23 protein-coding genes are annotated in these 22160 nt (G+C 74.6%); 10 read left to right on the forward strand and 13 right to left on the reverse strand.

What is annotated here, in order from left to right:
• Positions 1-15: 15 nt before the first annotated feature.
• The 6 genes from ACGF4F_RS14195 to ACGF4F_RS14220 all read right to left on the reverse strand — a co-directional run bounded on the left by ACGF4F_RS14195 (position 16) and on the right by ACGF4F_RS14220 (position 6998).
• Positions 16-822: a helix-turn-helix domain-containing protein gene (locus tag ACGF4F_RS14195; protein WP_393077571.1), complete on the reverse strand. Its 807-nt coding sequence runs from the start codon at positions 820-822 to the stop codon at positions 16-18.
• Between the two features lie 30 nt (positions 823-852).
• The gene (locus ACGF4F_RS14200; protein WP_393077574.1) at positions 853-2082 is read right to left on the reverse strand and encodes a glycosyltransferase; all 1230 of its coding nucleotides are present in this window, start codon (positions 2080-2082) and stop codon (positions 853-855) included.
• Between the two features lie 2 nt (positions 2083-2084).
• Entirely contained in the window at positions 2085-4301 is a 2217-nt protein-coding gene (locus tag ACGF4F_RS14205; protein WP_357445912.1) for a glycosyltransferase family 39 protein, read from the reverse strand.
• A gap of 45 nt (positions 4302-4346) precedes the next feature.
• Positions 4347-5846, reverse strand: coding sequence for an ATP-binding protein (locus tag ACGF4F_RS14210; RefSeq protein ID WP_357445909.1), 1500 nt, complete (start codon positions 5844-5846; stop codon positions 4347-4349).
• Complete coding sequence (locus tag ACGF4F_RS14215) at positions 5824-6570, reverse strand: response regulator transcription factor (protein ID WP_393077578.1); 747 nt, start codon at positions 6568-6570, stop codon at positions 5824-5826. Before ACGF4F_RS14215 ends, ACGF4F_RS14210 begins: the two co-directional genes overlap by 23 nt.
• A gap of 194 nt (positions 6571-6764) precedes the next feature.
• Positions 6765-6998, reverse strand: coding sequence for a hypothetical protein (locus tag ACGF4F_RS14220; RefSeq protein WP_357445906.1), 234 nt, complete (start codon positions 6996-6998; stop codon positions 6765-6767).
• A gap of 164 nt (positions 6999-7162) precedes the next feature.
• Here ACGF4F_RS14220 and ACGF4F_RS14225 point away from each other — a divergent pair, with 164 nt between their 5' ends.
• Together ACGF4F_RS14225 and ACGF4F_RS14230 are read left to right on the forward strand one after the other, a co-directional pair.
• Complete coding sequence (locus tag ACGF4F_RS14225; RefSeq protein WP_357445903.1) at positions 7163-8113, forward strand: serine/threonine-protein kinase; 951 nt, start codon at positions 7163-7165, stop codon at positions 8111-8113.
• A 138-nt stretch (positions 8114-8251) separates the two neighbouring features.
• Positions 8252-8680, forward strand: coding sequence for an OsmC family protein (locus ACGF4F_RS14230; RefSeq protein WP_393077582.1), 429 nt, complete (start codon positions 8252-8254; stop codon positions 8678-8680).
• Positions 8681-8683: 3 nt separating this feature from the next.
• On the opposite strand, the gene ACGF4F_RS14235 is transcribed toward ACGF4F_RS14230, so the two are convergent.
• Complete coding sequence (locus tag ACGF4F_RS14235; RefSeq protein WP_357445897.1) at positions 8684-9634, reverse strand: endonuclease/exonuclease/phosphatase family protein; 951 nt, start codon at positions 9632-9634, stop codon at positions 8684-8686.
• 330 nt (positions 9635-9964) lie between these two features.
• Here ACGF4F_RS14235 and ACGF4F_RS14240 point away from each other — a divergent pair, with 330 nt between their 5' ends.
• Entirely contained in the window at positions 9965-10798 is an 834-nt protein-coding gene (locus tag ACGF4F_RS14240; protein ID WP_393077585.1) for a hypothetical protein, read from the forward strand.
• Between the two features lie 7 nt (positions 10799-10805).
• On the opposite strand, the gene ACGF4F_RS14245 is transcribed toward ACGF4F_RS14240, so the two are convergent.
• The 4 genes from ACGF4F_RS14245 to ACGF4F_RS14260 form a co-directional block, all read right to left on the reverse strand.
• Complete coding sequence (locus ACGF4F_RS14245; RefSeq protein WP_357445894.1) at positions 10806-11327, reverse strand: ATPase; 522 nt, start codon at positions 11325-11327, stop codon at positions 10806-10808.
• Positions 11328-11458: 131 nt separating this feature from the next.
• Positions 11459-11905, reverse strand: coding sequence for a response regulator (locus tag ACGF4F_RS14250; RefSeq protein ID WP_357445891.1), 447 nt, complete (start codon positions 11903-11905; stop codon positions 11459-11461).
• A 69-nt stretch (positions 11906-11974) separates the two neighbouring features.
• Complete coding sequence (locus tag ACGF4F_RS14255; protein ID WP_393077588.1) at positions 11975-12322, reverse strand: STAS domain-containing protein; 348 nt, start codon at positions 12320-12322, stop codon at positions 11975-11977.
• Positions 12323-12456: 134 nt separating this feature from the next.
• Positions 12457-12768: a hypothetical protein gene (locus ACGF4F_RS14260; protein ID WP_357445885.1), complete on the reverse strand. Its 312-nt coding sequence runs from the start codon at positions 12766-12768 to the stop codon at positions 12457-12459.
• 204 nt (positions 12769-12972) lie between these two features.
• Here ACGF4F_RS14260 and ACGF4F_RS14265 point away from each other — a divergent pair, with 204 nt between their 5' ends.
• The 3 genes from ACGF4F_RS14265 (at position 12973) to ACGF4F_RS14275 (ending at position 16007) form a co-directional block, all read left to right on the forward strand.
• Positions 12973-13950, forward strand: coding sequence for a DUF2267 domain-containing protein (locus ACGF4F_RS14265; RefSeq protein ID WP_393077591.1), 978 nt, complete (start codon positions 12973-12975; stop codon positions 13948-13950).
• 65 nt (positions 13951-14015) lie between these two features.
• Positions 14016-14807 carry a spermidine synthase gene (locus tag ACGF4F_RS14270; RefSeq protein ID WP_393077594.1) on the forward strand — a complete coding sequence of 264 codons (792 nt, stop codon included), beginning with the start codon at positions 14016-14018 and terminating at the stop codon, positions 14805-14807.
• Positions 14808-14849: 42 nt separating this feature from the next.
• Positions 14850-16007 (forward strand): AI-2E family transporter, encoded by a 1158-nt coding sequence (locus tag ACGF4F_RS14275; RefSeq protein ID WP_393077596.1) that lies wholly within the window; start codon positions 14850-14852, stop codon positions 16005-16007.
• A gap of 48 nt (positions 16008-16055) precedes the next feature.
• Here ACGF4F_RS14275 and ACGF4F_RS14280 read toward each other — a convergent pair whose 3' ends face one another.
• Positions 16056-17354 carry an NAD(P)/FAD-dependent oxidoreductase gene (locus tag ACGF4F_RS14280; protein ID WP_357445873.1) on the reverse strand — a complete coding sequence of 433 codons (1299 nt, stop codon included), beginning with the start codon at positions 17352-17354 and terminating at the stop codon, positions 16056-16058.
• A 170-nt stretch (positions 17355-17524) separates the two neighbouring features.
• Here ACGF4F_RS14280 and ACGF4F_RS14285 point away from each other — a divergent pair, with 170 nt between their 5' ends.
• The 3 genes from ACGF4F_RS14285 (at position 17525) to ACGF4F_RS14295 (ending at position 19822) form a co-directional block, all read left to right on the forward strand.
• Entirely contained in the window at positions 17525-18973 is a 1449-nt protein-coding gene (locus ACGF4F_RS14285; protein WP_393077599.1) for a M20/M25/M40 family metallo-hydrolase, read from the forward strand.
• Between the two features lie 82 nt (positions 18974-19055).
• Positions 19056-19667 (forward strand): 30S ribosomal protein S4, encoded by a 612-nt coding sequence (gene rpsD / locus ACGF4F_RS14290; RefSeq protein ID WP_393077602.1) that lies wholly within the window; start codon positions 19056-19058, stop codon positions 19665-19667.
• Positions 19664-19822 carry a hypothetical protein gene (locus ACGF4F_RS14295; RefSeq protein WP_393077605.1) on the forward strand — a complete coding sequence of 53 codons (159 nt, stop codon included), beginning with the start codon at positions 19664-19666 and terminating at the stop codon, positions 19820-19822. The genes rpsD and ACGF4F_RS14295 overlap by 4 nt, the downstream gene beginning before the upstream one ends.
• A gap of 51 nt (positions 19823-19873) precedes the next feature.
• Here ACGF4F_RS14295 and ACGF4F_RS14300 read toward each other — a convergent pair whose 3' ends face one another.
• Entirely contained in the window at positions 19874-20407 is a 534-nt protein-coding gene (locus tag ACGF4F_RS14300) for a GNAT family N-acetyltransferase (RefSeq protein ID WP_393077608.1), read from the reverse strand.
• Positions 20408-20842: 435 nt separating this feature from the next.
• On the opposite strand from ACGF4F_RS14300, the gene ACGF4F_RS14305 reads away from it, so the two are divergent.
• Entirely contained in the window at positions 20843-22066 is a 1224-nt protein-coding gene (locus ACGF4F_RS14305) for an MFS transporter (RefSeq protein ID WP_393077611.1), read from the forward strand.
• The last annotated feature ends 94 nt before the right edge of the window (positions 22067-22160 follow it).

The following is a 22160-nucleotide window of genomic DNA, read 5'->3' on the forward strand; positions in this document are numbered from 1 at the left end:
TCCGGCGGCGACCGGTCAGCCGCGGCGGGCCGGCAGCAGGCGGGTCGGGGGCACCCCGGCGAGATCCTTCACCTCGCGGGTGAGATGGGCCTGGTCGGCGTACCCGGCCCGGGCGGCCGCCTCGGCCAGCGGGATGCCGGCACGGGCCAGGTCAAGGGCGCGGCGCATCCGCAGGATGCGGGCGAGGGTCTTCGGGCCGTACCCGAACAGGGCCCGGCTGCGCCGGTGCAGCGCCCGCGCGCCGAGCCCGACCTCGGCGGCGGTGGCCGCCACGGTGGCGCCGGCCGCCAGCCGGGCGGCGACCCACGCGCCGAGCGGGTCGGGCCCGCCGGCGGCGCGCAGCCGCGCCACCGCGACCGCCTCCAGCACCGCGCCGACCGGCCCGGCCCGGCCCGGCCACGCGGGCCCCACCACATCGGCCGGCACGGCGAGGGAGACGGCCCGCCCGGCACCCGCAGCGCCGGCGGATGGCCCCGGAGGCCGGGCCTCGGCGGCCACCGCCAGCCGGTCGGCCAGCTCGGCGGCCGCCCGGCCCCACAGCTCGGTCAGCGGGGCGCGGCGGTCCCGCAGCTCGTCTGCGGGGACACCGACGACGGCCGGGCCGGTGCCGGGCGGCAGCCGCAGCCCGACCCACCGCTCGCCCGGCACGCTGACGGAGAGGTGGGCGGTCCGATCAGGACCGGCGACCAGCAACCCGGCACGGCTGGACCAGAGCAGGTCCAGGCACCCGTCGGGCAGCACCCGAGCTGGCGCCGCGCCCACCGCGACGCTCTCCCACACCACCGCCCCACCGATCCCCGCCGCTGCCCGTTCCCGATACATCCCTCCACCCTGCCACGCCACCCGGGGCGGTCAGGGGCGGCGGTGGTGCATGGCGAGGCGGAGCAGGATGAAGCGCAGGGCGGTGGCGGCGAGGTTCGCGGCGACGAGCACAGCCAGTTCGAGCGTTCGGGGCGGGGCTGCCGTGGCGGTGTGCAGGATTGCCAGGGAGCCGCTGGTCAGGGCCAGGCCCAGGGCGAAGGCGAGCAGCCCCTGGAGGTGGTGCCGGCCGGCGTGGTGGCGGCCCGTGACGCCGAAGGTGAGCCGCCGGTTGGCGGCCGTGTTGGCCACCGCGGTGAGCAGCAGCGCCAGCAGGTTCGCCGGCTGCGCCCCGAGCGGCCCCCGGGCCAGCACGAACAGCAGCAGGTACGCGAGCGTGCTGGCCACCCCGACTGCGGCGAACCGGACCAGCTGCCGGGGCAGCCCGACCGGCACCTGCGCCGGCGGCTGGTGCAGGGGCGCCCGCCCCAACTGCTCGCGCAGCTCCGCCAGGGGCAGCGCGCCGGTGACCAGCGCCCGGCCCAGCCGCCCGATGCCGCGCAGGTCGGCCAACGCGGTGGCCACGATGTCCACCCGGCTGTCCGGGTCGTCCACCCAGTCCACCGGCACCTCGTGGATGCGCAGCCCGGCCCGCTGCGCCAGGACCAGCAGCTCGGTGTCGAAGAACCAGCCGGTGTCCTGGACCAGCGGCAGCAGCCGGGCGGCCACGTCGGCGCGGATCGCCTTGAACCCGCACTGCGCGTCGGAGAAGCGCGCCGCGAGGGTGCCGCGCAGCAGCAGGTTGTAACCGCGGGAGATGACCTCCCGCTTGGCGCCCCGGACCACCCGGCTGGTCCGGGCCAGCCGGGTGCCGATGGCCAGGTCCGAGTGGCCGGAGATGAGCGGCGCCACCAGCGGCAGCAGCGCCGCCAGGTCGGTGGAGAGGTCCACGTCCAGGTACGCCAGCACCGGCGCCGGGGAGGCGGACCAGGCCGCCCGCAGCGCCCGGCCCCGCCCCTTGGCGTCGAGGTGCAGCACGCTCACCCCGGGCAGCTCCGCGGCGAGCGTCTCGGCCACCGCGAGGGTGCCGTCGGCGCTGGCGTTGTCGGCCACCGTGATCCGGAACGGGTACGGGAAGTGCGTGCTGAGGTGGGCGTGCAGCCGCCGGACGCAGGGCCCGAGGTCGGTCTCCTCGTTGTAGACGGGGACCACCACGTCCAGCACGGCCGTCGGCGCCGTCGGGCGGGCCTGCACCGCGGCCCGGGGTTGGCTCGTCCAGGTCATGGTCAGCCCTGCTTCCCGCTGCTCAGGTCGTACACGGTGACGCCGTCGACGGTCTTGGCGGTGAAGTGCTCGGCGACCCAGGCGGCGATCTCCTGGGACGCGCTGCTCCCGCCGTTGGCCCGGAACCCGCCGCCGCCGATGAAGTAGTGGACCTTTCCGGCGGCGACGTACTGCTGGAACTGCGCCAGGGTCGGGGACGGATCGCTGCCGTTGAAGCCGCCGATCGGCATCACCGGCCTGCGGGTGGTGAGCTGGTAGCCGGAGGCGTTGTTCGAGCCGACGGTGGCGGCCACCCAGGTGTACCGGTCGGCGTCGGCCGTCAGCAGCGCGGTCATCTCCGCGCTCGGCTCGCTGGCGTCGAGCAGCCCGCCCATGCCGCCGCCGTTCCGCTGCGACCGCCCGTCGCCCCCGGGGAACGCGCCACCGGGGAACTGTCCCGTGCCGGTCTGGCCGGGCTGGCCGGTGCCGGCGGTCGCACTGCCGGGCAGACCGGGGAGACTCCCGTTCGGACCGCCCGGGAAGCCCGGGAACTGCCCCTGGCCGCCGGGGGAACCGGGGAACCGGCCGTCCTGCGCCGTGCCGCCGTCCGGGCCGCCGGGGAGCTCCATGCCGGCCGGCATCCGGCCGCCGGGGAACCCGCCGCGCCCCGGGCCGAAGCCGCCCTGCGTGAACGGGCCGGCGCTGGGGATCGAGCCGGTGTGCGGCGTCGCGGCGGTCTTCAGCGCGTACCCGGCCGGGCCGGCGAGGACGGCCACCGCGCCGAGCGCCAGCACCACCGGGGCCACCCGGCGGGGCAGCCGGCCGACCAGGAGCAGCAGGACGGCGGCGGCCAGGCCGACCGCCAGCACGGCGGTGGGCAGCCACGGATACCAGTCGGCGCTGCGGCCCAGCAGGCGCCACGACCACCAGGCGGTGACCGCCAGGGTGACCGCCAGCGTGGCGGTCGCCGCGCGGGACCGCCATCGGCCCGGGGTGGCCCGGGCCCGCCACAGCAGGGCCACGCCGATGCCGACCAGGGCGCCGACCGCGGGGGCCAGGGCCACCGTGTAGTAGGCGTGGAAGATCCCGGACATCAAGCTGAAGATCAGCCCGGTGACCAGCAGCCAGCCGCCCCAGAGCAGCAGGCCGGCCCGGGTCCGGTCGGTCCGCGCCGCCCGGCCGGCCAGCACCAGGCCGGCGACCAGCAGGATCAGCGCGGCCGGCAACAGCCAGGAGATCTGCCCGCCGACCTCGGTGTCGAACATCCGCAGCCAGCCGGTCTGGCCGGAGAACGGTCCCCCGCCACCGCCGCCCATCCGGCCGGGGCCGACGCTGCCCTCCTCGTTGCCGGTGATCCGGCCCAGACCGTTGTAGCCGAGGGTCAGCTCCAGGATGCTGTTGTGCTGCGACCCGCCGATGTACGGGCGGGCGCTCGCCGGCACCAGCTCCACCACGGCCACCCACCAGCCGGCGGAGACCACCACGGCGAGCCCGGACAGCAGCAGCTGACGGATCCGGCGCCAGACGCCGGTCGGCGCGGCCAGCAGGTAGACGCCGGCGAAGACCGGGATCACCAGGAACGCCTGGAGCATCTTGGTGAGGAAGCCGAGGCCGACCAGCACGCCGGTCAGCATGAGCCACCGGGTGCTCGCCGTCTCGACCGCACGCACCGTGGCGTACGCGGCGGCGACCAGCAGGAACACCAGCAGCGCGTCCGGGTTGTTGAACCGGAACATCAGGGTGGCCACCGGGGTGACCGCGAGCACCGCGCCGGCGAGCAGACCGGCGGCCGGGCCGTACCAGCGGCGGACCGCCGCGTACAGCACGCCGACCGTGGCCACCCCGAGCAGCGCCTGCGGAACCAGGATCGACCAGCTGCTGAGCCCGAAGACCCGGACGGAGAGCGCCATCAGCCACAGCGAGGCGGGGGTCTTGTCGACGGTGATCGAGTTGGCCGCGTCGGATGAGCCGTAGAAGAACGCGGTCCAGCTCTCCGAGCCGGCCTGCACGGCCGCCGAGTAGAACGCGTTGCCCCAGCCGGAGGCGCCGAGCCCCCACAAATAGAGCACGGCGGTGGCCAGCAGCAGCCCGATCAGGGCCGGTCTCGCCCAGCGCGGATCGCGGCGGGGCGGCGCGGGTGCCGCCACTGTGGGACCCGGTTCCGGGGCGGGCGCAGGGGGCGGCTCGGTCCCGGTCGACCCGCTCGCGGGCGCGGTCAGCAGACTCTCTGTTCTGTCCATGCCGGCCAGCCTCCGGTGACCCGCTGGTCCGGCCCCATGAACGACCTATGCGTCGGCTGTGGATCCCAGCAGCCGCACCGTGAAGGTGGTCCGGCCGGGACGGCTGGCCACGTCGACCCGGCCGTGGTGGGCCTCGACCACGGCGGCCACGATGGCCAGACCGAGCCCGGTGCTGCCGTGCGCCCGGGAGCGGGAGCTGTCGCCGCGGGCGAAGCGCTCGAAGACCTCCGGCTGGAGGTCGGTGGGGATGCCGGGGCCGTCGTCGGTGACGCTGAGTTCGACGCCGTCGGTCACCGGCGCCAGCCGGGTGGTCACGGTGGTGCCCGGTGGGGTGTGTACCCGGGCGTTGGCGAGGAGGTTGGCCAGCACCTGGTGCAGCCGGTGGGCGTCGCCGGTGACGCTCACCGGCTCGTCCGGCAGGTCCAGCTGCCAGCGGTGGTCGGGTCCGGCCACATGCGCGTCGCTGACCGCGTTCACCACGAGGGCGGTGAGGTCCACCGGCTCGGCCGCGAGGGGTCGCCCGGAGTCCAGCCGGGCGAGCAGCAGCAGGTCGTCGACGAGGCTGGTCATCCGGGTGCTCTCGGACTCCACCCGGCGCAGCGCGTGGGCCACGTCCGGCGGGACCTCGTCCCGGCCGCGCCGGGCCACCTCCGCGTACCCGCGGATCGCCGCCAGGGGGGTGCGCAGCTCGTGGCTGGCGTCGGCGACGAACTGGCGTACCCGGGTCTCGCTGGCCTGGCGGGCGGCGAGCGCGGCGGCGACGTGGCCGAGCATCCGGTTGAGCGCGCCGCCCACCTGCCCCACCTCGGTCCGCGGGTCGGTGTCGGCTGCCGGCACCCGGACCGACAGCGCCACCTCGCCGCGGTCGAGCGGCAGCTCGGTGACCCGGCTGGCGGTGGCGGCGACCCGGTTCAGCGGGCGCAGCGTGGCCCGGACGATCAGCGCGCCGAGGCCGCCGGCGATGATCAGCCCCGCCACGATCACGCCGGCCTGGGCGACGACCATCCACATCACCGTCTGCTCGGCGCCGGCGAGCGGGATGGCGAGGGCGAGCACGTCGCCGTCGGGCGCCCGGTGGGCGGTCGCGCGGAAGTCACCGCGGTCGCCGACCTCGACGGTACGTGGCCGCCCGTCGAGCGGCAGCGCGGCAACTGCGGTGACGTCGGTGGCGGACACGGCTTCGGTTCCCCCGGACTCGGTTCGGGCCGTCGCCGTCGGAACCCCGCCGTCGATCCGGATCGCGATCGAGCCGGGTGGGAAGCCGGGCGGCGGCTCCGGCCGGTCGGTGTTGGGGCCCAGCCGCCTCGAATCGCCGGGGCGGAACCAGGGCGGCACGTTGGAGCCGCGCCGGTCGCTCATGGTGAGCTGCTTGTCGACCTGGTTGACCAGGAAGTGCCGGAGGGCGACCGTGGTCAGCCCGCCGATGCCGACGCTGACCAGGGCGAGCAGCGCCACCACGGAGAGCACGAGGCGGCGGCGTAGCGACCAGCCGGCCAGCCGACGACGCAGCCGCTCGGCCAGGTCACTCCGCCGGCTTGAGGACATACCCGGCGCCCCGCAGCGTGTGGATCATCGGCTCGCGGCCCGCGTCGATCTTCTTGCGGAGGTACGAGATGTACAGCTCGACCACGTTGGCCTGGCCGCCGAAGTCGTAGTTCCAGACCCGGTCGAGGATCTGCGCCTTGCTGAGCACCCGGCGCGGATTGCGCATCAGGTAGCGCAGCAGCTCGAACTCGGTGGCGGTGAGGGTGATCAGGTCGGCGCCACGGCGTACCTCGTGGCTGTCCTCGTCCAGGCTGAGGTCGCCGACGGTGAGCACGGCCTCCTCGCGGGTGGCGACCGCGAACCCGGAGCGGCGCAGCAGGGCACGCAGCCGGGCGATCACCTCCTCCAGGCTGAACGGCTTGGTGACGTAGTCGTCCCCGCCGACGGTGAGCCCGGCGATCCGCTCCTCCACCGCGTCCCGGGCGGTGAGGAAGAGCACCGGCACGCTCGGGGTCTCCTCGCGCAGCCGGCGCAGCACCTGGAAGCCGTCCAGGTCGGGGAGCATGACGTCGAGCACCACCACGTCGGGCTTGACCTGCCGGGCGGTGATGATCGCGGCCGTCCCGTTGCCGGCCGTGGCCACCTCCCAGCCCTCGTAGCGCAGGGCCATCGCGAGCAGGTCGGTCAGCGTCGGCTCGTCGTCGACCACCAGTACGCGCACCGGTTCGCCGTCCGGTCGGCGCAGCTCGATCCGACCCCGCATGGCCTGCCCGTCCATCACCATGTCCCCCATCGTGGGCCGCCCCGCTGTGCCGCGCCTGTCCCGATCCTGTGTACCAGCTGTGCGGCCGCCCACGGCGTTCCCGCGCAGGTCGGCCGCTCGGCCCGCCGCCTGGTGGCCCGCCGGGTGGTGGGCGGGGTCGCTGCGGGATCACTTGTCGGCAGTGCGTGGACGGCGGTCGGTCGGCCTGAGCCCGCTCACTCGGTGGCGCCGAACGGCTCGGTGCGCACGTACCGCATCGTCCAGGTGCCCCAGCCGTCCCGCCGGTCGCGCTCGTAGAGGTGGTCGGTCTCGTCGCCGGGCGGAGCGGCCGCCTCGCCCGGGTGCCGCATGATCCACCGCCGCGGCGGCTCCCCGTCCGGCTCGGCCGGCAACTCCCGGACCAGGTCGTGGGCGGGTCCGCCGACGAACCGTACGCGCACCAGAGCCACCGCGCACCCTCCGTTCCCGCCGGCACGACCCCTTCCGGGGAACCTACCCGCGCCGCCGGCCCGGCGGGCGAAACCCCCGGCGGTTTGCCCTGCTCGGGGCCCGGGTACCGCGACCCGCAGTACCGGGGCGCTTCCCGCACCGGACGCGACGGCGAGGAGGGTCGATGAGGACGCTGGGCGGGCGGTACGAGCTCGAACAGCGCGTCGGCGTCGGGGGCATGTCGGAGGTCTGGCGGGCCCACGACCTGGTGCTGGACCGGACCGTGGCGGTGAAGCTGATCTCCCCCGGGCTGGACGGCGAGGCCACGTCGGTCGAGCGGATCCGGGGCGAGGCCCGCTCCGCGGCCCGCCTCGTGCACCCGAACGTGGCCAGCGTGCACGACTTCGGCACCGCCACCGCCACCGCCCTGGACGGACGCGAGCTGCCGTACATCGTGATGGAGCTGGCCGAGGGCGAGACGCTCGCCGCGCACCTGCGGGGCGGCCCGTTGGACTGGCGGATCGGGGTCCGGGTGTGCGCCGAGGTGAGCGCGGCGCTGGCCGCGGCGCACGCGCAGGGCATCGTGCACCGGGACGTGAAGCCGGCGAACGTGATCCTCACTCCGGCCGGGGTGAAGGTGCTCGACTTCGGCATCGCCACCCCGGCCGGCACCCCCGACCAGACGCCGGACGGCGTGGTGATCGGCACTCCCGCGTACCTGGCGCCCGAGCAGCTGGACCGGCAGCCGGCCACCCCCGCCGCTGACATGTACGCCCTCGGCGTGCTCCTCTACTACTGCCTGACCGGCCGGCTGCCGTACACCGCCGACAGCACCGCGCAGTATCTGGGCTGCCGCCGGCGGCAGGCGCCGGAGCCGCTGCCGGAGATCGACGGCCTGCCGCCGGAGGTCGCCGACCTCTGCCACCGGTGCCTGTCCGAGGATCCGGCCCGGCGCCCGACCAGCCTGATGGCCGCGCTGCTGCTGGCGGAGGCGGTCGATGCCCGGGTGTACGTGCCGATGATGCCGCCGGCCGCGCGCCGGCAACGTCCGGCCCCACTGTCCCCGTGGACCGAGCAGGCCGCCGCCGCGTCGACCGAGGCGATGGGCCTGGACGAGCCGACCTGGACTCGCTGACCTGGACCCGCCCGCGCTGATCCGGCCGCCGCAGGCGCTGGTCACGCCGCCGCTCGGCGGGCCGTCCGCGGTGCTCCCGGCCCGGTTTCGCGGGGCGGCGGCCGGGTAGCCGGGCGGGTGAGCGACGGGAGGAACGCGATGTCGGATCCGAGTTCCTGGCTGCACGAGAAAGCCACGGCGACCGCCGCGGGCGGTCACGTACGCACCGACGACGGCGGGCTCTCCACGGCCCTGGCGTCCCCGCTGGCGCCGCACTGCACCGGGCTGACGCCGGAGCAGTTGCTGGCCGCCGCGTTCGCGTCCTGCCTGCACCATGCGGCGGTGGAGGCGGCCGCCGAGATCACCGACGAGGCGCACACCGTCGAGGTGACCGCGGAGGCGAGGCTCGGCCGCGACGACGACGGCCGGTACCGGGCCGATGTGCACGCGGAGATCTCCTCCGCCGGCCTGACCCGGGACCAGCTGGCCGACCTGGTCATACACGCCGATCGGTTGTGGCCGTTCTCCAGCGACGACAACAGCCGCCACCGGCTGACCGTCACGCCGGCGGACGGCGGCCGGCACTGACCGCTACCAGCGGAAGCTGGCGGTCACCGCGCGGTGGTCGCTGTCCGGGGTGTGCAGCACGCCCGCCGCGGTGGGGGTGAGCCCCCGGTAGAGCACGTGGTCCGGGCGGGTCACCGGCAGCTCCGCCGGCCAGGTGAACCCGAAGCCCTGACCGACGTCGGCCTGCGCGTTGTTCAGCAGCCGGGTGAGCGGCGCGAAGACCCGGTCGGTGGTGGCGGTGTTCAGGTCGCCGAGCACCACCAGGCGGGAGGCGTGGTCGTCCCGGACCTTGGCGGCCAGCGCGGCGAGGGTCTCGTCCCGGGTGACGGTGTGCCCGGCCCGGGCGGAGCCCAGATGGACCACGTACACCACGAGGTCGCCCTGGGGGGCGGCGACCACCGCCCGTAATGCCCGGTCCCAGCCCAGGCCCGTGTCCACGCCCACCGAGTCACGGATCGGCCACCGGCTCCACAGCGCGACCGTCGACACCGCGGCCCGGTGGGGGTACCGCTGACCCAACGCCACGTCGACCCGGTCGCCGTCGTCGACCTCCTGCAGCCCGATCAGGTCCGCGCCCGCACCGGCGAGCGCGTCGACCGTGGCCGCCGGGTCGGGGTTGCCGGAACGCAGGTTCTGGCTGGCCACCCGGATCGAGGCCGGCCCGGTGCCGGCCGCCGGCGGCAGCCAGGCGCCACCGAAGAGCGCGGCCCAGACGACCGCCGGCAGGAGCACGGCCAGCAGCGCCCGCCGGGATCGGCGCAGCAGGGCCGCGAGCGCGAGCGGGGGTACGCCCAGACCGAGCAGCGGGGTGACGCTGTCGACCAGGCTACCCAGGCCGTGCACGTTGGGCACCACCCGATGGCCGGCCAGCAGCACGGCGAGCAGCACGGCGAGGAGGCCGACGAGCAGTCCCCGCCGGTCCGGGCGACCGCTGGGGTCACCGGCGGCCCGCTCATCCACCATCTGCTCCGTCACCGTCCGCATCGTATCGAGCCGGCCCGCCCCCGGTGGCCGCGATGCCGGCACACCCGGCCGTCGTGTGGTTAGGCCCACCGGCTGAACCGAAAACCGCAGGTGGCGGGGGTGCGCATGGGCCGAACGGGGGAGGCGCGGGCGAAGCATGGCAAAGATGATCATCCGCACGCTTCATCCCGCCCTTCCCGTCATTACCGACAAATGCGAAAGGAAGGAAGGGCGGCTTTCGTTATTCACCGAGCGTATTGCCGGGGCGGATCATGGCAAATTGTGGCGCATGCCACTAACTACCCTGGTGGCAACCGCCGCGAAGCTTTCTAGCCTCTCCGGGTGCACCCCGACGACCCCTCACCGCAGAACCAGACCGAGACGTGCGTCTGTGGCCTGACGACCGACCGGGCCTCGGCCGAACGGAGGATCGGACGGCACCGGACCGCACCACCGCGCCGCGGCCCGCTCCGGTCAACGCCCGCCCGGGTCGCGCTGGCGGCCGGCGTGACCTGCTGTCTCGGCCTGATCGGCTTCGTCGGCGCCCAGGACACCGGCCAGCGACACGAGCCCGTCCGCGAGGTACTCGCCGACCGCGCCGCCGCGGAGCAGCCAGCCTCCCGGGATTTCACCCGCACCACTCCCCCGGTCGCCGTGCCGGTCACCCCGATCCCGGTCGCCACGCCCAGCCCGACTCCGACGAAGAAGAAGGCGCCGAAGAAACCGGCCAAGCCCAAGCGCCCCCGCCCGGTCGCCGGTCTGGACCAGCTGCAGATGGACAACGCCAAGGTGATCGTCGACGTCGGGCGGGCCATGCAGATGCCGCGCCGCGCGCTCGTCGTGGCCATCGCCACGGCCATGCAGGAGAGCAACCTCTACAACCTGGCCAGCGACGTGCTGCCCGAGTCCTACGACTACCCGCACCAGGGCAGCGGATCCGACCACGACTCGGTCGGGCTGTTCCAGCAGCGGCCGAGCAGCGGCTGGGGCACCGTCGCCGACCTGATGCGGCCGGCGTACACGGCCCGCGCCTTCTTCACGGCGCTGAACGAGGTGCCCGGCTGGGCGGACCTGAGCGTCACCCAGGCCGCCCAGGCCGTGCAGGTCTCCGCCTTCCCCGACGCGTACGCCCAGCACGAGGAGCGGGCCACCACGGTGGTCGCGGCGCTGGTCTGAGCAGGGCTCAGGCAGCGCTCCGCTCGGCCGGCCCCGGACCGCCCGCACCGACCCGGGTGGCCGGCACCCCGGCGGCGGCGGTCGGGGTGTCCGCCGGCACCACGTCGCCCGGCACCCCGGCCAGGATCTCCTCCGTCTGGGCCGCGCGCCGGCGGCGGGCCAGCAGCGCCGCCTCGAAGTCCCGGCGCGCCCGCACCGCCTCGGCGTACGCCTGCTCGCGGACCTGGCGGGCCTCCTCCCGGGCGGCCTCCAACTCGCCGCGGGCCTGGGCCAGCAGCTCCGCCGCCTCCCGCTCCAGGGTCGACGCCCCGGCCCGCCAGGCGGCCACCTCGACGTCGACCGGTGCGGTACGCCGGTGCAGGAAGTCGCAGAGCTGGCCCGCCTCCTGCCGGACCTGGTCCCACTCGCGGCCGGCGCCGCCCGCACTCTCCGCGCGCGCCGCGAGCCGGACCAACCGGATCCCCAGCTCGTCCAGGCAGGCATCCACCTGCCGCTGGTCATAGCCGGTCTCAACGACGGAGAACCTCATACTGTCGCCCCCCAGGCAGCTGGTGTCACTTCCCCCACCTGCCGATCCTGCGGGGTCGCGGCTGCCGCCGCGGCGGTTCCCAAAAAATGTTCAGTATCCGAGCATCCCCGCGACCTGGCGTCGTCGACGACTCAGCGCTGCTTGGGGAGGACGGCCACCCGGCCGAAGAACTCGTCGATGCGGTGCACCACGTCGTTGAACTCGTCCAGGTCGATCGGCTTCGTCACGTACGCGTTGGCCTGCAGGGTGTAGCTGCCGAGAATGTCCGTGTCGGCGTTGGACGTGGTCAACACGACGATCGGGATGGTCCGCAGGTCGTCGTCCCGCTTGACCGCGCCGAGCACCTGCCGCCCGTCCATCCGAGGCATGTTGAGGTCGAGCAGGATCACGTCCGGTCGGCGGGCCTCGGTGTGCCGGCCCTCCCGCCGGAGAAACTCCATCGCCTCCTGCCCGTCGTTGACCACGTCGATGACCTTGTCGACGTCCGAGTCCGAGAGGGCCTCCTCGATCATCAGGACGTCACCCGGGTCGTCGTCCACGACGAGAATGCGTACCGGGTTCGAGGTGCCTGGGCCCATGGCTTACCTGCTTCGGGTCGAAGGCGGAACGGGACCGGGCGGTCACCTATGGCGGGGAAATCTAGTCGATCACGGGGCCGACGGCGAGGCCGGGTCGGGCAGGTCAACCTCGTATCGCAGCAGCTCGGCCAGCCCGGTCATCTGCAGCACCCGGGCCACCCGGCCGGTCGCCCCGGTGATGCGCAGCCAGCCGCCCTCGGCGGAGGCGTGGTTGTTGCCGCGGACGAGGGCCGCGATGCCGACCGAGTCGCAGAAGGTCAGCTCGGTGAGGTCCACCAGCAGCTCGTGGTGCCCGTCGGCGGCCAGCCGGTCGACGGCGGCGTTGAGCTGTGCAGCGGTGCTCAGGTCGAGCTCGCCGGCGAGCCGGAGGCAGGCTCTGCCCCCGTCCTGCTGGGCGTACGTGACGGTGAACGCCACCGGGGCCCCTCTCACTCAACGACGGACACTTGCAGGGCGGCAAGTATACGCGGGGCCGGGTCGGTTGAGCAGCCACCCGGGACAGGGGTGGCCCCCGACCCTGGGACCAGGGGCCGGGGGCCGGGGAGGGTGGCTCAGGCGGTGACCGGCTGCCGCCGCGGACCGGACTCCCGGAGCTCGCCGAGCGTTGGGGGCTCGGCGTCCTCCGGTGCGCCGGTGTCGGGTGTCTGGAAGAGATAGCGGACGAACGTCCCACCTGGCTCGTTGTCGTCCGCACCGGGCCACTGCCCCACACAGTCGACGCCGACGACCTCGCGGCCGCTGCCGTCGGCCTCCTCCAGGAGCGCCCACAGGGTGACCGGGTAGCAGCGGGTGGTTTCCGGGCTGACCTGCCACCGTGCGTACCAGCCGGGTCGGGCGGGAACGATCTCGGCGATCCTCTTCATGGCGACCTTCCCTTCCGCGTGCATCGGAAGTTCTTCCGGTCCATTGCGATCGTGGAGCCGCCCCGGGTGAGCGACCCTCACCCGCAGCGAATGAAGCTCGCCGGCCCGCTTGGCCCGGTCGCCGGGCGCACCCCGTTTCCTTCCCGGCAGCGCCGGGAAGGCCAGCGGCGGAAGGCGCAACCCGAAGAGGAACGAGGTGCGACGATGCGCAAGCAGATGGAGGGCGACAACCAGCGCCGCCGGACGCTGGCCCGGGAGGCCCGGGAACGCGGACGGCGGCCGAGCCAGACCGGCGCCAGCCTGAGCGCGTCCAAGCAGATCACCTCGCTGGACCAGCGCGAACGGTCCGGGCCGGCGCCCGCCGGGCGGCGCAAGCCGGACACCACGCGCGGCGGTCCGGCCCCGCCGCCGGCCGGCGTGCCGGAGCGACCCCGGGCGCTGCCGAACCGGACCCCGCAGGCTGCGGGGGTCACCCAGGTGGGCTACCGAGATCTGGTCGAGGAGGTCAGCCGGCGCGCGGGGGTGGACTTCTCCACCGCCAAGGTCGCGGCGGAGGCGACCGTGCTCGCGCTGGCCTGGGCGTTGGACGAGGCCGAGCGGGAACGGCTGCTCGCGGCGGTGCCGGTGAAACTGCACGACGTGGTGCCGGTGGACGGCATCGATCGACACCGGGACCTGCCGGGCTTCCTGGCCGAGGTGGGCCGGCGCAGTCGGCTCAGCCCGGAGCAGGCGCGCTACCAGGCCGAGGCGACCCTGGCCGCGTTGGCCGACGCCGACGGCGACCTGGTCGAGTCGCTGCGCGTACCGGACGGGTTGCGGGACCTGCTCGCGCCGCCGGAGGCCGGCGGTGGCCTGGTGGGCCCGACCTCCGCCACCGCGCCGCTCAACGAGCAGGAGCTGCGCGACGCGCTCGCCAGCCTGCCGTACTGGTCCAGCGACCGGCAGTCGCTGGTGCGCACCATCGAGCTTCCGGCCGACAACCTGGACCGGGTGCTCGACCGCCTCGACCAGCTGAAGGCCGAGACCGGGCGGGGCCCGCAGATCGGGCGCCCCGAATCGGACAGCGCTCTGATCACCGTACGGACCCAGCAGGTTGACGGGGTGAGCGCGCTGGACGTGGACCTGGCCCAGCGGGTCGACGCCGCCATCGACGAGGTGGGCGCCGGCATGAACGCCGGCTGAGCCACCCCCCGGGCCGGCGGGCACGCCGCCCGCCGGCCCACGCCGCACGGGTAGCGTTGCCCGCCGTGGGCAGCGGTGCGGAGGATCTGGAGATCGTCGTGGACCGGGCCCGGCCGAGCGGGCGTACCCTGCTCGCGGCCGGGGTCGAACAGTCCTACGTCGACGTCGCCGACCCCCGCCACCTGCACTTCGAGTACGTCCGGTGGATGGCCGCGGTGGTCGACCTGGCCGCCCCGGCCAGGCGTCCGTTGACCGCCCTGCACCTGGGCGGCGGCGCGCTCACCCTGCCGCGCTGGCTCGCCGCCACCCGCCCCGGCTCCGCGCAGCGGGTCGTCGAGCGGGAGCCGGCCGTGGTCGAGCTCGTCCGCCGGGAGCTGCCCCCGGTGCCGCCCGAGATCGCCGTGGAGATCGGGGACGCCCGGGAGTCGGTGGCCGCCGTGCCGGCCGAGGCGTACGACCTGATCCTCGCCGACGTCTACCGGGCGGCCCGGATGCCCCGGCACGTGGCCAGCGTGGAGTTCGTCGCCGAGGTGGCCCGGGTACTCCGCCCGGACGGCATCTATCTGGTCAACGTCACCGACCTGCCGCCGCTGGTCTTCGCCCGGACGCAGGTGGCCAACCTGCGCGCCGTGTTCGCCGACGTCTGCCTGGTCGCCGACCGGCGGATGCTCCGCGGCCGGCGCTACGGCAACCTGGTGCTCGCCGCCGCCCACCGCCCCGACCGGCTGCCGGTACGCCGGCTCGTGGCCCGCGCCGCGGGAGACCCGGTGCCCGGCGGCGTGCTGCACGGGGCGACGTTGGACGCGTTCCTCGCCGGCACCCGTCCGGCCACCGACGCCGACCTCGCCGACCACTGACCCGCCGGGTTTCCGCGCCCTGCGCAGGGGTAGGCGCGCCGGATGAGCAACGCCGACGACCGGTCCACCGTCCGGCGCACGCTGATCGTCATCGGTCTGCTGCTCGCCACCCTGATCGCGCTGGGGTTCGTCTGGGCGACCAGGGTGGTGCTCACCTGGATGCTCGTCGCGGCGTTCTTCGCGGTCGCCCTCAAGCCGGTGGTCGACTGGCTGCAGCGCCGGCTCGTCCGGCGCCGGGCGCTGGCCACGCTGATGGTCTTCGTGGCCGCCTTTGTGCTGCTCGCCGGGCTGACGGCGGCGATCGTGCTGCCGCTGGTGCACGAGGTGGCCCGGTTCGCCGAGCGGGCGCCGGAGTTGCTCCGCGAGGCGAGGGCCGGGCAGGGGCCGATCGGCCACCTGCTGGACCGGCTCCACCTCCGCCAGTACGCCAACGCGCACGCCGGTCAGTTCGAGCAGTACGCGTCCCGGCTCGGCCAACCGGCCATCGGGGTGCTCCGGGGGGCGGCCCAGATCGGCGCCGGGATCGCCGCCGTGGTGGTGCTCTCGTACCTGATGGTGCTGGAGGCGCCGAAAGTCATCGCCGCGACGCTGGCCCTGGCCGGCGACCGCCACGCGGAGCGGCTGCGCCGGATCGGCCGGGAGTCCTCCCGCACCGTCACCGGCTACCTCAGCGGCAACCTGCTGATCAGCGTGCTGCTGGGCGGGATGACCTTCGTGCTGCTCCTCGTCACCGGGGTGCCGTTCGCCGCGGTGATCGCCCTGCTGGTCGCCATCGCGGACCTGATCCCGCTGGTCGGCGCGACGATCGGCGCGATCCTCGCGGCCGGTGCCGGTTTCCTGAAGTCCCCCACCACCGGCGTGGTGGTGCTGGTCTTCTTCATCCTCTACCAGCAGGCCGAGAACCACCTGCTGGCACCGGTCATCATGTCCCGCGCCGTCCGGCTCAACCCACTGACCGTGCTGGTCAGCGTGCTGCTCGCCGCCGCGGTAGGCGGCCTGGTGGGTGCCCTGCTGGCCATCCCGGCGGCCGGGATCGCGCAGATCCTGCTGCGTGAGTTCACCCCCGCCGGGCTGCGTACGCTGCCCGCGCCGGCCAACGGGGACTCGAGCCGGTCGTGGGGCCGCCGGAGCGCCCGACGGGACGACACATCCGGGCGCCCGCCCGGCGGGCGGGGCAAGGAAGAAGATCAACCGGAGTGAACGATCCTCCGCGCCGGCCGGCTGCCACCCCGCGCACGCCGGCCTGCCTCAGCGGCGGCGAACCACCTCGGGCGACTCGCTTTCCAGCGGTACGGCGTTCGCCGGCACCAACCCGAGCTGCACGGCGGGCCGGGGCAGGGTGGCGTCGAGCACCCAGTCCGCGCCGACCCGGGCCCGGTTGCCCGGCATGGCGAACAGGTGGTAGCCGCGGGTGACGGCCTTCGCCGGCAGGCCGGCCAGCGACACGTTCAGCGGGTTCGCCGCCGCGTCCTTGCCGCCCAGGTCCACCACCCAGCCCAACTCGTGGTGCTTGTACGGCTTGCGGGCGCCCTGACCGTAGGAGGCGGCGATGTTGTGCGCCGCGAGCTTGCCCTGCCGCTGCGCGTGCTGGGCGGTCATGGCGCAGATCTGCCCGGGTCGGCTGGGATCGGGCACGGCGGACGCGTCGCCGCAGGCGAACACCTCGGGGTAGCCGGGGACGTTGAGGTACTCGTCGACCACCAGGCGCCCCCGCTCGGTACGCAGCCCCAGCTCGGCGACGAACGGGTCGGGACGTACCCCCACGCACCAGACCAGGCTGCACGTCGGGACGTACTCGCCGTCGGTGAGCATGACCCCGTCCGGCGTGGCCTCGGAGACCGAGGTCCCCATCCGCACGTCGACGCCCCGCCGGCGCAGCACCCGGTCGGCGGTGATCGACATCCGCTGGTCCAGCTCGGGCAGCACCCGGGGCGCCACGTCGAGCAGCATCCAGCGCGGACGTACCTTCAGGTGCGGCCGCTGGGCGATGAGCCGGTCGGTGAAGAGCTGCCCGTGCGCCGCCACCTCGGTGCCGGTGTAGCCGGCGCCCACCACCACGAAGGTGGTCCGGGCCCGCTGCTCGGCCGGGTCGTCGGTCACCTCGGCCAACTCGATCTGCCGGACCACATGGTCGTGCAGGTAGAGCGCCTCGGGCAGGCCACGGAAGCCGTGCGCGTACTCGGTGACCCCGGGGATCGGCAGCAGCTTGTTGACGCTGCCCACGGAGAGCACCAGCCGGTCGTACGCGAGCTGCCCCTCGTCGCCCTCCGGCGACCGGTAGCCGACCCACCGGTTGTGCAGGTCGACCCGGTTCGCCTCGCCGATCACCACCCGGACGCCGTCGAGGGTGCCGGCGAGCGGCACGGAGATCCGGGTCGGTTCGACCACCCCGGCGGCCACCTCGGGCAGCAGCGGCAGGTAGAGGAAGTAGTCGGTCGTGTTCAGCAGGACGATCTCCGCCCGCCTGCTGGCCAGCCGGCTCAACGTCTTCGCCGCGTGGTATCCGGCGAACCCGGCACCCACGATCACCACACGAGGTTTCGTCATGTCCACTGCCGTTCCCGTCGACACGCCCGACAAACGTGGGCATCCCGTCCGCGACGGCCGAATCCCGTGCCGCGGTGTGGGCCACTCACCCGTACGGGGTGACCTAACGGCCGTCGCATCCAGGGCAGACGATATAGACAAACCTCGTGGCCAGGGGCGAGGATGCGCGGATGGGATCGCACGAGACCGCCGGCGACCGGCCCACGAGGTCGACCCGACGGACCTTCCTGACCGCCTCCGCCGCAGCCACCGCCGCCACCGTCGCCGCACCGTTCGCCGCCACGCCTGCCGTCGCCGAGGAGGCGGTCGCGCCGCCCGGCCCCGGCCACCCGATCGTGCCCCAGCCGCCCGGCCGGGAGCTGTCCGCGCTGCTGCGCGAGGTCGACCGGGACCGCATCGAGGCCACCGTACGGCGACTCGCCGCCTTCGGCACCCGGCACACCCTCTCCAGCCAGGACGACCCGGTCCGGGGCATCGGCGCCGCCCGGGACTGGATCCACCAGCAGCTCTCCGGATACGCCGCCGCCTCCGGCGGCCGGATGACGGTGGAGCTCCAGTCGTACGTCCAGCAGCCCGCCTCCCGGATCCCCACCGCCACCCGGATCACCAACGTGGTGGCCACCCTGCGCGGCGACGCCAGCCCGGACCGGGTCTACGTGATCACCGGCCACTACGACTCGCGAGCCACCGACGTGATGGACGCGGTGAGCGACGCCCCGGGCGCCGACGACGACGCCTCCGGCGTGGCCGTGGTCATGGAGCTGGCCCGGGTGATGGCCACCCGTCCCACCGAGGCCACCATCGTCTTCGCCGCCGTGGCCGGCGAGGAGCAGAACCTGTACGGCTCGACGTACCTGGCCGGGCAGTTGAAGGCGGCGGGCGTGGACGTGCAGGGCATGTTCAGCAACGACATCGTCGGCAGCAGCACCGCCGACGACGGCACCCGCGACCCGCGAGTCGTCCGACTCTTCGCCGAGGGGGTGCCGACCGCCGAGACCCCGGCCGAGGCGAACACGCGGCAGTCCGTCGGCGGCGAGAACGACTCGCCGTCCCGCCAGCTCGCCCGGTTCGTCAGCGACGTCGCGGAGAACGGGGCGACCGGGATGCGGGTCCGGGTCGTCTACCGGCGGGACCGCTACCTGCGCGGCAGCGACCACATCTCGTTCCTGCGCCAGGGCTGGCCGGCCGGTCGGTTCACCGAGCCGAACGAGGACTTCGCCCATCAGCACCAGGACGTCCGGACGGTCGACGGCGTCCAGTACGGGGATCTGCCGGAGTTCTGCGACTTCGACTACATCACCCGGGTGGCCCGGGTGAACGGCGCCACGCTCTGGTCCCTGGCCCAGGCGCCGGGCACCCCGAAGAGGGTCACCATCGTCACCACCAACCTGACCAACGACACCACCCTGCGCTGGCAGCGCGGCACCGAGCCCGACCTCGCCGGCTACGAGGTGGTGTGGCGGGAGACCACCGCGGCCGAGTGGCAGAAGGTGCTCCCGGTCGGTGACGTCACCGAGGTGACCATCGACCTGTCCAAGGACAACGTCTTCTTCGGCGTACGGGCGGTGGACCGGGACGGGCACCGCAGCCCAGTGGCCTTCCCGAGGCCCGGCAGCTGAGCGTCACCCGGATCGGGTGGGGTGGCCTCACCCGATGGCGACGGAGGGTGGTGGGACCGCGAGAGCCGAGGGAGGAAGCGACATGGCGGTCCGGACCACGGTACGTCCCGCACCCGAGGACGTGTTCCCGATCCACCCCGCTTACGGCTACCGCATGCGGCGGCAGCGGCATCCGGTGGGCGTACGCGGCGGGCCGCGACGCGCGCCTGGGGGCCCCTGGTTGGCCGACACCGCACGGCACCAGGTACGCGCCCGCTACGAGCTGCGGGACCGGCAACTGGCCCGGGCCCTGGTGGCGGCCGTCAGCCAACCCGGTGACTCGACGGAGAACCTGACCGGCCAGCTGGAGCAGCGGATGGACGTGCTGGTGCACCGCGCCGGGTTCGCCCGCTCCATCAACGAGGCCCGCGACCTGGTCGCACACAACACGTTCACGGTCGACGGCGGCAAGGTCAACCGCGCCTCGTATCTGGTCCGCCCGGGGCAGACCATCCAGGTCCGGCCGGACCGGCAGTGCCGCGCCCCGGTCGCCGTGGCGTTGGCCGACCAGGCCGCCGGCGACAGTCCGCCCTACCTGGACGTCCGGGCGGACCGCGGCACCGCGACCCTGACCCGGGAGCCGCAGCGCCAGGAGGTGCCGGCGCTGCGGGACGTCCCGCTCGCCGTCCAGACCATCGAAGGGGGCCCGCTGTGAGCATCCTGCCGACCGACCGGCGCGTGTCCAACTACCACCAGCAGAGTGGCCGTCCGTGGCTCACGCCCCGGCAGCGCCGGCGGGTGGAGCACAAGGAGGCGAAGTTGCAACGGCTGACCGGGCAGCGCCCGCAGGCGCGCGGGCCCGGCCGCTGAGCCGACGGCAACGCGGTGGCGGTCGCCCGGACGGCGACCGCCACCGCCGCGTCAGGGCCGCTCGGGCTCCGGTGCGGTGATCGCCCACCGTTCGTGGTCCCGCCAGGCGCCGTCGATGAAGAGGTAGTCGGGCGACAAGCCCTCCAGCCGGAAGCCGAGGCGGCGGGCCAGCCGCTTCGACGGCTCGTTGCCGGGCTGGATGTTCGCCTCCAGCCGGTGCAGCCCGAGCGCGGTGAAGGCGTGCGCGATGACCAGGCGGATGCCGGCTGAGGCGTGCCCGGTGCCGGCGTACGGCAGGAAGGCGGCGTAACCCAGGTAGCCGCCACGCAGCGCGCCCATGACGATGCCGCTGATGGTGGCGTATCCGGCGATCTCCCCGGTGGCCCGGTCGCAGAACAGGTAGCCGGAGCTGTCCCGCCCTCGGATCTTGCGCAGGTACGCGGCGTACCGGTCGGCGTCGTCGGGGGCGGACAGCCACGGGTGGTGCAGCTCCTGGCTGCGCCGGGCGGCGGCGATGAACTCGGCCTCGTCGGCGGGCCGGGGCCGCCGGATGCCCACCCGACCGTCGGTACGCAGGTATCTCACGGGGCCTCACTCTCGGCCACCGGCCGGTCCGCTGTCCAATCGGGGGTCGCCCGCCGGATCGGGATCGCCTAGCGTGGGCCTGGACGACGGGAGGTCGCGCATGGCGAAGGTTCTGTTCGGCACGGTGCTGGTTTCCGCTTCGCCGCTGGGGACCATGGTGTCCTGACCCGAGCCGCCGGCGGCGCCCGCCGCCCGGCCCACCCGGCGCTCCCCCGCCGGACCGTCGACCCCGCCGCGCCTTCCCCCGGGTTCCCGGGGTCGGTCCCTCGGCACCACCCTCGCCGCGAAGCGATCAGGCGACCCGCCCCGCGCGGGTCCCCCGTCCTGGCGTGCGTACGCCACCACATCGCTTCCGAGGGAGATCCTCGTGTTTCCGGACAATCCGTCCGGGCACCCCGTCGTGCCCGGACCGCGTACCCCTCTCCGGTGGCCGGCATGACGGTCACCGTTCCCACCGGCCGGCTAGGCCGCGACTTCCGCCGCCTCTGGACCGCCACCGCCGTCTCCAACCTGGGCGACGGGGTGACCCTGGTCGCCGGCCCGCTGCTGGTCGCCTCGCTCACCCCGCACCCGGCCGCGGTGGCCGCCGCGGCCCTCGGCCCGCAACTGCCCTGGCTGCTGTTCGCCCTGGTCAGCGGGGCGCTCGTGGACCGGCTGGACCGGCGCCGGCTGATCATCGGGGTCAACGTCGGCCGGGGCCTGGTCCTCGCCGCCCTGGCCGGGGCGGTGCTCGCCGGGGTGGCCACCGTGCCACTGATCTGCCTGGCGTTCTTCCTCGCCGGCGTCGGGGAGACCCTGGCCGACACCGCCGCCGGGGCGCTGCTGCCGTCGGTCGTCCCGCCCGAGCGGCTGGAGCAGGCCAACAGCCGCCTCTTCGCCACCTTCGTGATCGGCAACCAGTTTGCCGCGAAGCCGCTCGGGGCGTACCTCTTCGTGGTCGCGGCGGCGCTGCCGTTCGGCTTCGACGCGGCCACCTTCGGGCTGGCCGCGCTGCTGCTGGCCCTGCTGCGCTGGCGGCCGGTCCCACCCGCGGCGGCCGCGGACGCCGGCCCGAAGCGCTCGCTGCGGGCGGACATCGCCGCCGGACTACGCGCCCTGTGGGCCGTACCGGTGCTGCGGACCCTCGCCGGCTGCATCGCGGTGATGAACGTGGCGTTCTGCACGGCGTTCGCCGCGTTCGTGCTGTACGCCCGGCAGCGGCTCGGCCTCACCGAGGTCGGGTACGGCCTGCTGCTGACCGCCTCCGCGCTGGGCGGGCTCGCCGGGAGCACCCTGGCGGTCCGGCTGCGGGCCCGGTTCGGCACCCCCACGCTGCTGCGCGTCGGGCTGCTGATGGAGATCGGGCTCCAGGTCGTGCTGGCGACCACCCGGCAGCCCTGGGTGGCCGGGGCGGCCCTCGCCGTCTGGGGCGTGCACGCGATGGTGTGGGGCGTGCTCGTGGTGTCGCTGCGGCAGCGGCTCGTGCCGGACCGGCTGCGCGGCCGGGTGAACAGCGTCTACTCCCTCGCCGACCTGGGCGGGGCCGCCGTCGGCACGGTGACCGGCGGACTCGTCGCCCAGGTGACGGGAAGTCTCCTGGCGCCGTTCTGGCTCGCCGCCGGCGCGCTGGCGGTGCTCACCGCACTGGCCTGGCGACGACTCGCGGACACGTCCGGCTGAACCGCCGGTGGGGAGGCCGGCCGGCCTCCCCACCGCTGGGCCGGGCAGACCAACGGATCGGACTCCAGGTCGCCGAGGTGGGCGTGTCGAGGGC

It is taken from the genome of Micromonospora sp. NPDC047740 (assembly GCF_043204735.1).
GTDB lineage: Bacteria > Actinomycetota > Actinomycetes > Mycobacteriales > Micromonosporaceae > Micromonospora.

Bases quoted from the DNA above. Each gene is read 5' to 3' on its own strand.
- ACGF4F_RS14195 (WP_393077571.1), bottom strand. From the start codon at position 822: ATGTATCGGGAACGGGCAGCGGCGGGGATCGGTGGGGCGGTGGTGTGG.
- ACGF4F_RS14200 (WP_393077574.1), bottom strand. From the start codon at position 2,082: ATGACCTGGACGAGCCAACCCCGGGCCGCGGTGCAGGCCCGCCCGACG.
- ACGF4F_RS14205 (WP_357445912.1), bottom strand. From the start codon at position 4,301: ATGGACAGAACAGAGAGTCTGCTGACCGCGCCCGCGAGCGGGTCGACC.
- ACGF4F_RS14210 (WP_357445909.1), bottom strand. From the start codon at position 5,846: ATGTCCTCAAGCCGGCGGAGTGACCTGGCCGAGCGGCTGCGTCGTCGG.
- ACGF4F_RS14215 (WP_393077578.1), bottom strand. From the start codon at position 6,570: ATGGTGATGGACGGGCAGGCCATGCGGGGTCGGATCGAGCTGCGCCGA.
- ACGF4F_RS14225 (WP_357445903.1), top strand. From the start codon at position 7,163: ATGAGGACGCTGGGCGGGCGGTACGAGCTCGAACAGCGCGTCGGCGTC.
- ACGF4F_RS14230 (WP_393077582.1), top strand. From the start codon at position 8,252: ATGTCGGATCCGAGTTCCTGGCTGCACGAGAAAGCCACGGCGACCGCC.
- ACGF4F_RS14245 (WP_357445894.1), bottom strand. From the start codon at position 11,327: ATGAGGTTCTCCGTCGTTGAGACCGGCTATGACCAGCGGCAGGTGGAT.
- ACGF4F_RS14250 (WP_357445891.1), bottom strand. From the start codon at position 11,905: ATGGGCCCAGGCACCTCGAACCCGGTACGCATTCTCGTCGTGGACGAC.
- ACGF4F_RS14260 (WP_357445885.1), bottom strand. From the start codon at position 12,768: ATGAAGAGGATCGCCGAGATCGTTCCCGCCCGACCCGGCTGGTACGCA.
- ACGF4F_RS14265 (WP_393077591.1), top strand. From the start codon at position 12,973: ATGCGCAAGCAGATGGAGGGCGACAACCAGCGCCGCCGGACGCTGGCC.
- ACGF4F_RS14275 (WP_393077596.1), top strand. From the start codon at position 14,850: ATGAGCAACGCCGACGACCGGTCCACCGTCCGGCGCACGCTGATCGTC.
- ACGF4F_RS14280 (WP_357445873.1), bottom strand. From the start codon at position 17,354: ATGACGAAACCTCGTGTGGTGATCGTGGGTGCCGGGTTCGCCGGATAC.
- ACGF4F_RS14285 (WP_393077599.1), top strand. From the start codon at position 17,525: ATGGGATCGCACGAGACCGCCGGCGACCGGCCCACGAGGTCGACCCGA.
- rpsD (WP_393077602.1), top strand. From the start codon at position 19,056: ATGGCGGTCCGGACCACGGTACGTCCCGCACCCGAGGACGTGTTCCCG.
- ACGF4F_RS14305 (WP_393077611.1), top strand. From the start codon at position 20,843: ATGACGGTCACCGTTCCCACCGGCCGGCTAGGCCGCGACTTCCGCCGC.